We start from the raw sequence: 10,495 nt of genomic DNA on the forward strand, positions 1-10,495 counted from the left end.
AGCCTGGTGCGCGAGACGGTGCTGGGCATCGGCTACGACTCCTCCGACAAGGGCTTCGACGGCAACTCCTGCGGCGTCGAGGTGTCGATCGGCGCGCAGTCCTCCGACATCGCCCAGGGCGTCGACGACGCCTACGAGCACCGCGCCGAGTCGGCCCAGGACCCGCTGGACGCGCAGGGAGCAGGCGACCAGGGCCTGATGTTCGGGTACGCCTCGAACGACACCGCCGAGCTGATGCCGCTGCCGATCTGGCTGGCGCACCGGCTGTCGGAGAAGCTCACCGAGGTCCGCAAGAACGGCACCGTGCCCTACCTGCGCCCGGACGGCAAGACCCAGGTCACCATCGAGTACGTCGACGACAAGGCCGTCCGGCTGGACACCGTGGTGGTCTCCAGCCAGCACGCCGAGGACATCGACCTCGACACCCTGCTCAAGCCCGACATCGAGGAGCACGTGATCAGGCCCGTGCTCGAGGGGCTGTCCATCGACACCTCGGACTACCGGGTGCTGGTCAACCCGACCGGCCGGTTCGTCACCGGTGGCCCGATGGGTGACGCCGGCCTGACCGGCCGCAAGATCATCGTCGACACCTACGGCGGGATGGCCCGGCACGGCGGCGGCGCGTTCTCCGGCAAGGACCCGTCGAAGGTGGACCGGTCCGCGGCCTACGCGCTGCGCTGGGTGGCCAAGAACGTGGTCGCGGCCAAGCTCGCCAGCCGGATCGAGGTGCAGGTCGCCTACGCGATCGGCAAGGCCGAGCCGGTCGGGCTGTTCGTCGAGACCTTCGGCACCGAGACGGTCCCGGTGGACAAGATCGTCGACGCCATCAACGAGACCTTCGACCTGCGGCCGGCCGCGATCATCCGCGACCTGGACCTCAAGCGCCCGATCTACCAGAAGACCGCCGCGTACGGGCACTTCGGCCGCGAGGACGCCGACTTCACCTGGGAGCGCACCGACCGGGCCGACCAGCTCGCCAAGCTCGCCAACAGCTGAGCGGTTCCCTCCGCACACCGGCGTCGAACCTTTCCGGGTCTACGGGAACCTGCCGGCCCTGGCTCCGCAGGCCGTTGGTATGGAACGGTCAGGCGCTGCTGGTAGGCATATGCCGTGACCGCCGATCCCGCCGACGCGCCCAGCCTGCCCGGGCTGGCGGCGCGGGAGGCCGTCCGCCGGGCGGTGCGCCCACCGCGGGATCGCCCCTCGCGGGATCGGCAACCGGCCGAGACGTTGCCGGTGGCCCGGGTGGCGGTCGACTCGCCGCTGCCGCACCTGGACCGGCCGTTCGACTACCTGGTGCCGGCCGAGCTGGATGAGGTGGTGCGGCCGGGCTCCCGGGTGCGGGTGCGGTTTGCCGGCCGGCTGATCGACGCCTGGGTGCTGGAGCGGCTGTCGGCCAGCGAGCACGACGGCCGGCTGTCCTACCTGGAACGCGGGGTGGGCGACGAGCCGGTGCTGACGCCGGAGACTTCGGTGCTGTTCCGGTCGGTGGCCGACCGGTGGGCTGGCAGCTTCGCCGACGTGCTGCGCCTCGGCGTGCCGCCCCGGCATGCCCGTGCCGAGTCTGCGGTGGCGGTCGAAGCCGCTGGGGTGCCGGCGGCGCCCGACCCGGCCGGGTGGGCGCGGTACCGGGCCGGTGCTGCCTACCTGAGCGCGGTGCAGGCAGGCCGGCCGGTCCGGGGCGTGTGGAACGCGGTGCCGGGAGAGGACTGGCCGGCCCGGATCGCCGAAGCGGCACAGGCGGCGCTGGCCGGCGGCCGGGGGGTGCTGGTGGTGGTGCCCGACGTCCGGGACTCGGCGCGGGTCGACAAGGCCCTGCAGGCGGTTTTGCTCAAGGGCTCACACGTGGTTCTGAGCGCCGACCTCGGGCCGGAGGCCCGGTACCGGCGCTGGCTGGCGGTGCGGCGCGGGGCGATCCGGGCGGTGCTGGGCAACCGGTCGGCGGTGTTCGCGCCGGTGGCCGACCTGGGACTGGTGGTGATCTGGGACGACGGGGACGACCTGCATGCCGAGCCGCGGGCGCCGTACCCGCACGCCCGCGATGTGGCGGTGCTGCGGGCGTCGATGAGCGGTGCCGCCCTGCTGGTGGCGGGGTTCGGCCGGACCGCCGAGGCGGCGCTGCTGCTGGAGTCGGGCTGGGCGCAGCCGATCGTGGCCGACCGGGCGGTGCTTCGGGCCGCGTCGCCGCGGCTCATCGCGCTCGGCGACGATGCCGAACTCGAACGTGACCCGGCCGCGCGAGCGGCCCGGTTGCCTGCGCTGGCGTTCAAGACCGCCCGGGTGGCCTTGCAGGCGGACCGGCCGGTACTGGTGCAGGTGCCCAGGCGGGGGTACCTACCGGCCGTGGCCTGCGCGAGGGACCGGACGCCGGCCCGGTGTACGCATTGCCATGGGCCCTTGGCGCTGGAGTCTGCCCAGGCGGTGCCCTCCTGCCGGTGGTGCGGGCGTCCGGCAGCGGACTGGCGCTGCTCGACGTGTGGCGAGGGGCGGCTGCGGGCGATGGTGGTGGGGTCCTCGCGCACCGCCGAGGAACTGGGCCGGGCGTTTCCGGGGGTGGTGCTGCGGGTGAGCGCCGGTGACGCGGTGCTGGCCGACATCCCGGCCGGTCCGGCGCTGGTGGTGGCGACGCCGGGCGCGGAGCCGGTCGCCCCGGACGGCTACGGGGCGGCGTTGCTGCTGGACGGCTGGGCGTTGCTCTCCCGGCCGGACCTGCGGGCGGCGGAGGAGGCGCTGCGGCGGTGGGCTAACGCCGCTGCGCTGGTGCGCGGTGACGGCACGGTGATCGTGGGGGCGGATGCCTCGCTGCCGGTGGTGCAGGCACTGCTGCGGTGGGATCCGGCGGGGCATGCCGAGCGGGAGCTGGCTGACCGGCGGGAGCTGCACTTTCCGCCGATCAGCCGGATGGCCGCCTTGGTGGGGGCTCCTTCCGATGTGGCGGAGCTGCTGTCGCTGAGCCAGCTGCCGGAGTCGACCGAGGAGCTCGGTTCGGTGCCGGTGGCGCCTGCTCGGGGCGGTGCTTCCTCGGAACAGATCCGCAGCCTGCTGCGGGTGCCCCGGCCGGACGGGGTCTTGCTGGCCGAGGCGCTGCACGCGGCGGCGGCGGTGCGGTCGGCGCGGAAGTCCGGGGGAGCGGTGCGCGTCATGCTCGATCCCCTGGAGCTCTTCTGACAGCCGCACCGCCATCACCGACACCGGCCGGCATACCTGTCCAGGCTGGCAAGGAGCCGTAGCCGAGGCGGTGCCAGCTCGGCACTCATCGACGGGTTCACCCGTCCGGATGCTCCGGGGCAGGCGGCTTCTCGCTCGCCGAGTGCCCGTGGAACCGCTCATCCCAGTGCTGGCTGCGCTGCTCCCAGCGTTGCCGCCGGTACTCGAGGTCATCGTGTTGGCGTGGGGCTTGGCGGACCGGGTCATACCTCGTCCCCACCAGTGGGTTGTCCCACGAGTCGGCCGGCCCCAGACTCGCAAGAGGTGCCGCGTACCCGGCTGATCGGTTGCAGGTCTCCAGCCGATACCAGCCGCCGAGCTGCGCCGGGAATCCTTCACGGCGGGTCGTTCTGGAACTGGAACTGCACCCGCACCGTGCCGTCGAGGGGGACGATCAGGGTGGAATTGCTGGCAGACCAGCGGTCCGGAACCAGGAACATCCGGTCGCTCCCCTCGATCAACAGGCGCAGGTGCCGGTAGCGGTACCGGAACGTCTGGCCCGGCGAGGCCGGCAGCGCCGTCTCCTCGATGCCGGGGGACCGCAGGAAGAGCCGTTCATGGGTGTCGAGAATCGTGCTCGGCAGCCGGTCCAGGTGGCTGGCGTTGTAGTGCGCCAGCCCACGGCCCGACCACTGCGCGATCGTCGCGGTCGCCCAGAAGATGTTCGCGATGACGACGATGACCAGCGCGCCGCCCGCGGAGCGCCGCAGTGCCAGCAGCGAGTTGTCGGCAGGCGGGTGGCCGCCACCTGCCGCGTCATCCGGTTCCGGCATTGGTCGCGGCGGCTGCAGTCGCGACTGGACCCGCGCGCCGTAGCCCGCCACTGCCGCCCCGCTGCCGATCAGCAGCGGCGTGACCAGGGCGAACAACGGCCACTCCCGCACGTACGGATAGCAGAACAGCAGCACCATGCCGCCGCCGAGCAGCAGCAGCCCTCCCAGGACCGTCCGCCGGGCGAGCTGGCGGTACCGGGCGAGCTGTGACAGCACGCCGGGATCGGTTCCCGCGATCCGCTGGCCGATCGCCGCGTGCACCAGCAGTGCGAGCACCGCGAGGACGGTCAGCACCAGGAGCGGCACCAGCAGCGGCTGCGGGCTGCGCATCACGTAGTCCTGGGTGCTGAGCCCGATGGTGTCGACGTCCACGCCGAAGTAGTCGTACTGCGCGCGGGCCGAGACGTAGCCGAAGTAGAAGAGCAAGGCACTCAGCACGGTCGCCGGCGCGATGACGGTGGTCGCTACGCTCAGCCAGCGCTCGACCTGACCACGGGACTGGTCATCCGCCACCGAAGTCAGCTCCCCGCTGTCGATGCTTCGCTGGATGTCGATGCTTCGGTGGATGTCGACGGCTCAGCGGACCCGGACACCGCCGGGGAACCGCTGGAGCCTGCGCCCGAGCCGTCAGCGGTGCTCGATCCGTCGGTGGCCGATGGCGAGGAAGAACCGCTGGGAACGACGCCCGTCACGGCGGTGAACAGGAACTGGGACCCCGTGAGTTGGCTCCGAACCTGATCGCAGGTCCGCTGGTCGGGGCAGTGCACAGTGCCGATAAGTTTCAGTGTCACGGAGGCAGCGGAATCGATCACCTGGGTTACCGCCACCCTGCATGCCGCGTCGCTGGTCTCGGTCGTCCAGGTCCAGGTCGCGCACGGCGGTTCCGGGCCGCACGGATCGCCACCGACGGTGAAGATGTTCGATGGGTCGAGTTTGATGTCGCTGACCGAGATCGAGATGCCTGGCGGCAACGCCACGCCGGTCAGGCTGACCCGGCCGCACTGATGCACGCCGTCGGCCTCGTCGCCGCCGCCCCCGATCGGCAGCGAGGCGCCCGAAATACTCGGGCCGCCGTTCTTCGCCGGCTGCGGTGATTCAGGGCCGGTGCCCTCCGGAGCAGGAGTCGAGTCCGCCTCGGAGGGTGACGCGCCGGCCGGGTTGTGGGTCGATCCGGAGCCACCGGATGATGTCAAATCGCCCGCGGGACTCGAGCTGTCCGTTCCGGTGGAACCTGCTGCCGAGGACGGGGCGGCAGAGTCCGTCGACGTGGTGCACCCGGCGGCTAGCACAACGAGGATCACCGCGGCGGCCGCACGGGTGATGAGTGAAACCTTGGTGGTCATGCGACACCTCCCACAGTGCAGGAGCCAGCCCGCCGTTGCGAGATACCAGTGATGCGGTGCTGGCCGACGTTCCGGCCGGGCCGGCGCTGGTGGTGGCGACGCCGGGTGCGGAGTCGGTCGCCCCGGACGGCGACGGGGCGGCGTTGCTGCCGGACGGCTGGGCGTTGCTGTCGCGTCCGGACCTGCGGGCGGCGGAGGAGGCGTTGCGGCGCTAGGACGGCCCGAGGAGGTCAAGCAAACATCGCAGTGCCGACGGGCGTCCGACGATCCTCGTGCACGTGTTCTTCGAGTCGTCGCTTGACAGGTCATCCAGCTGACGGTCCAGCTCACCTTGGCTGATCCGGCTCAGCATCCAACCGAGCGGTGCCTGGACCGTAGGACCGTCCTTCGGCGCGACCAGGTAGACGTTCTCTCCGAAGGCAAACTGAGCACGTTCGAGCAGCACCTGCTCATCAACGCCTAGCTTCTTCGCGCCGAGCAGCGCTCCGGGCGCCATGAGCTGTGGCGAAGGTCTGGTCTTCTTCAACGGGCCGGTGCCGAGGTAGCCATTGCGGAGCACGACGAGGACGGGCGTCAAGCGCACCCCATGATGGGTGCCGGGAAATCTCGCGACAGCCGGACTGACGGCCCGCCACACGGCGAGCAGGGTGTCGATTCCGGAATTCTCGTTCGCGCCGCCATCGGAGTCCGCAATCGCCACCGTGTTGTTGCCGACTATCTCCTTGCCCCCTGCGCGGCAGCCGCGCAAGGTTCCGGTCGGCGAAACATACGGAAACCGCGCCGATAGGTGCACGGCAGTGGCGATGCTGAATTCGACTGCGGTGCCCTCCGGGCACATGCTCCGGGCGCTGAAGTCCTGCGCGTCGAGCGCAGCTGGCACCAGGGCCGACGCCTCCGTCCGGATCTGATCGCCACGGCACTGCCAGACCGACTCGGTGACGTCCGTCGCCGCGAGCCTCATGGGCGAGACCAGCAAGCGGCAGCCGGTATCTACCTCGGTGCCGTTGAAGACGATGATCGGGCGCCAGTACTTGTCAGTCATCCCGACAACGCCGGGCCGCATAGCGCTGTAGAAGCCTTTCGCCAACGGGGGATAGGTCATTTCCCAGGACCGTTCCAGCACGGCGGCTCGGTCATCCCAAGCGTGGTCGACGCCGATCAGGAACGCTGGCAAGTCGCGAAAGAAGTCACTCGCCGTGTTGGCGGCCAGCGCGGCCTCCGTGGCCAGATCAGTACTGGGATACCGGGTGGCAGGCGCGGGGGTCCCGTCGGAACTCACCGGGGCGTACCGCGCCGCTAACCCTAGGCTGCCGCCCGAGACCCCACTGGCTGCGAACACCCACTGCTTGCCGCACGGTGCTCGCTGGATGCGGGCAAGAGCATGATCCGTCCAGTAAGCGGCGCGAATACCACCGCCGGGCGCCGCGACGAACAGCATCGGGATGGAGCCGTCCGGTAGCCGCCTACCGCCAGCGCATGCGATCGCCTGCTCACCCCATGCCACCACCTCGTCGTCCCAAGACGTCGTTGCGACCGGAACTGCGGCATCAGTGAAACGAACGTCGTGGTAGCTCGAGCTGCCACCGAGAAATCCGGCCGCCATCAACACGACCAGGCAACAGCCGATGACCGGACTCCGCTTCAGCTGCATCTTGTCGAAGATCTGCATCGGCGCACGGACCTCCGCGCGGTACTGCGCCACACCGCTGACCAGCACGATAGTGGCGAGGAAGACGCTGATGATCCCCACCCCATGGGCCGTGCTCTTCCCGGTGAACGGGTCGGTGAACGGGTCAAGTCCTAACCTCACCATCGCATAGGCCAAGACGATTGCAAGCAATGCCAGCAGCGTGATCGGCAGCCACATGTACATCGGGTATGGGCGCATCGGGCCGACGCCCACGCCCAGCCGGATGCACTGGGTGTCAGCTTCTTCGATCTCCTCGTCCTTGAGAACGTGGCGCTCGAAAGCCTCCATCGCGTAGAAGCTGAACGTGCTACCGCCGATGGAGATCACGAACCCGGAGATGGTGAGGAGGATGTATAGCGTGGATGGATCCAGGAGGGACGCAAGCAAGAAGGCGCGAATCACGCCGAGGCCGAATGCCGCGAGCGGTAGAACAGTCAGGATCAAGGAGGCGGCTCGGACCTTCTCTCGCACCTGGCCGAACGGTACATCCACCTTGTCCTGGTGGTTAGCTGGTCGCGTTGACCACGGCGGGCTGCCTGTGACAAGCCACGAGACGGCCAGCATCACGCCAGCCACGAGCGGCATGGCGAAACCGCCGGCTGTCAGCTGAGCGTCGGTCCCCGCCACGCTCCAGCTGACGATCCCGTACACGGCAGTGAACACCGATGCGAGGACGAGCAGTTGACGCGGTGTGCGCGCCGGGGTCCTCCTGGGCCGGGAGCAATATAGATCGAGTAGCGCTAGACGGCCAACGGCCCAGATGGCCGGGCAGAGAAGCACGACGATGGGCAGCAGCAACAGGAGCTCTTGCATGAAAGAGTTCCCGATCCGCTGGTCACCGTCGGCGACATTGCGGATGGTATCCGGCACCTGGTCGAGCGGGGCCTTGAGCGGCACAGCGATCAGGACGAAGAACAGCGCCACGCACATCATCTGAACCCGTAATCGAGTCCAGACGCGGTCCGGCACGGGATGTTCCTTATTTAGGATTTCTATATGCGCGCGGAATTTGTCCGTCGGAGTCATATCGTCGTAGTCGGCGCGATCAGAGACACCTGGGTCTGCGAGACGAAGGGCGAGACAGGATGTGAGGGTTGCCGCCAAGCCCGCCCACTTCACCCAGGTGGCAATGACGACGGTCCAGGCTGCCCAGCTAGGCAAGCTAGGCGAAGGACCGTCGTGCACGGCATTGCTCACCCGGAGGCTTGCGACGTTCTCGCACAGATCTGCGATAAGAGCCACGATGAGCGGGATATAAACCCGCCAGGTGGAATCGGGCCTGTCTCTGCGGCACCACCTGAGGAATCGCGCTAATAGCACGCCATACAACGCCATAAGCGCGACATCGGTAACGATGCTGCCCTGTATCAGCTTTCTGGCGAGATCCGGCTGACCAGACGAGTTCCACGTGCTCACGGCGTTTTGCAGCACGCCAAGGCCGGCTTGCGGTCGTGTCAGAACGTCCATGTTTGCAGGCGTCGCACCCGAACTGGCGATCTTGCCGAGCAGGCTGGACATCTGACTCCGCGTGATGAGCACGGCGCTCAAGATGATGAGGTACACCCATGTGCGTAGCTTGAGTAACAGTGCCGCCAGGTCTTCCATTACAGCTGATCTTTCTCCGGCGAGCCTTCCGACCACGAGTCGCTACATTGGCTAGAGGTAGCGCTCGCTGTACCGGCTACAGAGGTAGCAGGTGCGTCACGCAGTCCACCCGCCACCGTACAAGGCTAGGGAATGCGAAGCGACTGGCACGTGGAGAAAGTATGTAGGCACACGGCCACTAAGTTCCTGCTCCATAACCAGTTAGCGGGTGTTTTTCCGATTCAATCACCCCACCCATTATGTGCAGCTTTGAAGATATGAGGGCCCGGCGGGGGCCGGTCGGCACTTCTGTCAGAGCCTTGCCCTAGATTCCTGAGCATGGACTGGAGAATCGAACTCATATTCATCCCGGTGACCGATGTCGACCGGGCCAAGGCGTTCTACGTCGACCAGGTCGGCTTCCACGCCGACCACGACCAGCAGGTCAACGAGCAGTTGCGCTTCGTGCAGCTGACCCCGCCGGGCTCGGCCTGCTCGATCGCGTTCGGCACCGGCATCACCCAGATGGCGCCGGGCACCCAGCGCGGCGTGCAGGTCGTGGTGCCGGACGCGGCGGCGGCCCGCCAGCACCTGCTCGATCATGGCGTGCGGGCCAGCGAGGTGGACGTGCAGCCGTGGGGCTCGTTCGTGACCTTCGACGATCCCGACGGCAACGGCTGGATCCTGCAGGAGCTGCCAGTGCGCCAGTGACTACCTTGCGGTAACGATCAGCCAAGCGGGTCAGGAGCTGGCGCCTCAGGTGACTGGTCGGTGGCTTCGGCGACTTCCCCCGCCGGGGCTGCCGACTCCCGGCGGGCACGCGCGCGCCGCTTGCCCTCGTGCATGGCGGCCACCCGGGCGATCGGGATCAGCCGGCCCTCCTCGACAAGGACGGCGTTCAACGGCTGCGGCTCAGGCATCCGCTCCGCCCACGGATCATCCGTGCCCAGCAACGCCAGCGCGGTGTGCACCGTGAAGTGACCCGGCTCGACGCCATCCAGGTCATCCCAGGACAGCGGGAACGACACCGGCACTCCGGGACGCAGCCGCGGGCTGTAAGCCGCCACCACCGTGGCGCCACCGGCCCGGGTCGAGTCCAGGAACACCTTGCCCTCCCGGTCCTCCCGGACGAAGGCCGTAGTGGCCAGCTCCGGATCCAGGCGCTCGGCGCGCACCGCCAGCGCGCGGGTTGCGGCGGCCACCTCCTCGGTCGCCGCGCCCGCCACCGGCACCATCACATGCACACCTTTGGCGCCGCTGGTCTTCAGCGCACCCGCCATGCCGGCATCGGCCAGTGCCTGGCGCACCAGCAACGCCGCCTGCAGGGCAACGGAGAACGCCGCCCCCTCCGGCGGGTCGATGTCCATCACCAGGTGCGTCGGCCGGTCCCGCTCATCGACACGGAACAGCGTCGGGTGGTACTCGACCGCCCGCTGGTTGGCGAACCACAGCAGCGTGGGCCGGTCATTGCACAACGCGTAGGAGATCTCGCGCTTGGACGCCTCAGCCCACACCGGCACCGTCCGCACCCAGTCCGGGGTGTACTTCGGGACGTTCTTCTGCATGAACGCCTCCTGCCCGCGCAGGATCCGCACCACCGACAGCGGCCGGTCCCGCAGCCCCGGCAGCATCCGGTTGGCCACCGCGTCCAGGTAGTCCACGAGATCCCGCTTGGTGGCAGCCGCACCCTCGAACAGCGTTTGATCGAGGTTGGTCAGCGCGACGCCGTCGCGAGTGTCGTCCTTGCTCATCCGGCCATCCTGCACCCACCGACGGCAGAATTCGGCACCATCCGGCCGATTGCGCGCTCGGCGAGTTCCTGCCACCCGTTGCGTCCCGTGCTGAGCGAATTGCACACACTATGCGACAGCTGAGGCCCGCCCCGCCCTCACATTTCC

Annotated in this window: 7 protein-coding genes and 1 pseudogene; 4 read left to right on the plus strand and 4 right to left on the minus strand. The window is 68.8% G+C overall.

Annotated features, from left to right (window positions below; genetic code table 11):
- Together metK and VF542_RS11255 are read left to right on the plus strand one after the other, a co-directional pair.
- On the plus strand, nucleotides 1-996 hold a 996-nt coding region (gene metK, locus VF542_RS11250; protein ID WP_408651801.1), incomplete at its 5' end, for a methionine adenosyltransferase.
- Between the two features lie 114 nt (nucleotides 997-1,110).
- Entirely contained in the window at nucleotides 1,111-3,168 is a 2,058-nt protein-coding gene (locus tag VF542_RS11255; RefSeq protein ID WP_408651802.1) for a primosomal protein N', read from the plus strand.
- Nucleotides 3,169-3,542: 374 nt separating this feature from the next.
- Here VF542_RS11255 and VF542_RS11260 read toward each other — a convergent pair whose 3' ends face one another.
- Together VF542_RS11260 and VF542_RS11265 are read right to left on the minus strand one after the other, a co-directional pair.
- Nucleotides 3,543-4,493 carry a hypothetical protein gene (locus VF542_RS11260; protein WP_408651803.1) on the minus strand — a complete coding sequence of 317 codons (951 nt, stop codon included), beginning with the start codon at nucleotides 4,491-4,493 and terminating at the stop codon, nucleotides 3,543-3,545.
- A 5-nt stretch (nucleotides 4,494-4,498) separates the two neighbouring features.
- Nucleotides 4,499-5,323, minus strand: a complete 825-nt coding sequence (locus tag VF542_RS11265) for a hypothetical protein (protein ID WP_408651804.1) — start codon at nucleotides 5,321-5,323, stop codon at nucleotides 4,499-4,501.
- Nucleotides 5,324-5,373: 50 nt separating this feature from the next.
- Between VF542_RS11265 and VF542_RS11270 the strand changes: the two are divergent.
- Nucleotides 5,374-5,535, plus strand: a pseudogene (locus tag VF542_RS11270) (primosome assembly protein PriA); the annotation flags it as partial.
- Here VF542_RS11270 and VF542_RS11275 read toward each other — a convergent pair.
- A complete protein-coding gene (locus tag VF542_RS11275; RefSeq protein ID WP_408651805.1) occupies nucleotides 5,535-8,618 on the minus strand; it encodes a hypothetical protein in 3,084 nt (1,027 codons plus the stop codon). The pseudogene VF542_RS11270 and the gene VF542_RS11275 sit on opposite strands and share 1 nt — an antisense overlap.
- A gap of 318 nt (nucleotides 8,619-8,936) precedes the next feature.
- Between VF542_RS11275 and VF542_RS11280 the strand changes: the two genes are divergently transcribed.
- Nucleotides 8,937-9,308: a VOC family protein gene (locus VF542_RS11280; RefSeq protein WP_408651806.1), complete on the plus strand. Its 372-nt coding sequence runs from the start codon at nucleotides 8,937-8,939 to the stop codon at nucleotides 9,306-9,308.
- Nucleotides 9,309-9,325: 17 nt separating this feature from the next.
- Here the strand turns inward: VF542_RS11280 and ligD are convergent, their stop codons facing one another.
- Nucleotides 9,326-10,348, minus strand: a complete 1,023-nt coding sequence (ligD, locus tag VF542_RS11285; protein ID WP_408651807.1) for a non-homologous end-joining DNA ligase — start codon at nucleotides 10,346-10,348, stop codon at nucleotides 9,326-9,328.
- Nucleotides 10,349-10,495: the final 147 nt, after the last annotated feature.

Origin of the sequence: Jatrophihabitans sp., from assembly GCF_036389215.1 — a bacterium.
Lineage (GTDB): Bacteria > Actinomycetota > Actinomycetes > Mycobacteriales > Jatrophihabitantaceae > Jatrophihabitans_A.

What these genes read in the sequence shown, in the direction of transcription:
- VF542_RS11265 (WP_408651804.1), bottom strand. Translation starts at nt 5,323, where the DNA reads ATGACCACCAAGGTTTCACTCATCACCCGTGCGGCCGCCGCGGTGATC.
- VF542_RS11275 (WP_408651805.1), bottom strand. Translation starts at nt 8,618, where the DNA reads ATGGAAGACCTGGCGGCACTGTTACTCAAGCTACGCACATGGGTGTAC.
- VF542_RS11280 (WP_408651806.1), top strand. Translation starts at nt 8,937, where the DNA reads ATGGACTGGAGAATCGAACTCATATTCATCCCGGTGACCGATGTCGAC.
- ligD (WP_408651807.1), bottom strand. Translation starts at nt 10,348, where the DNA reads ATGAGCAAGGACGACACTCGCGACGGCGTCGCGCTGACCAACCTCGAT.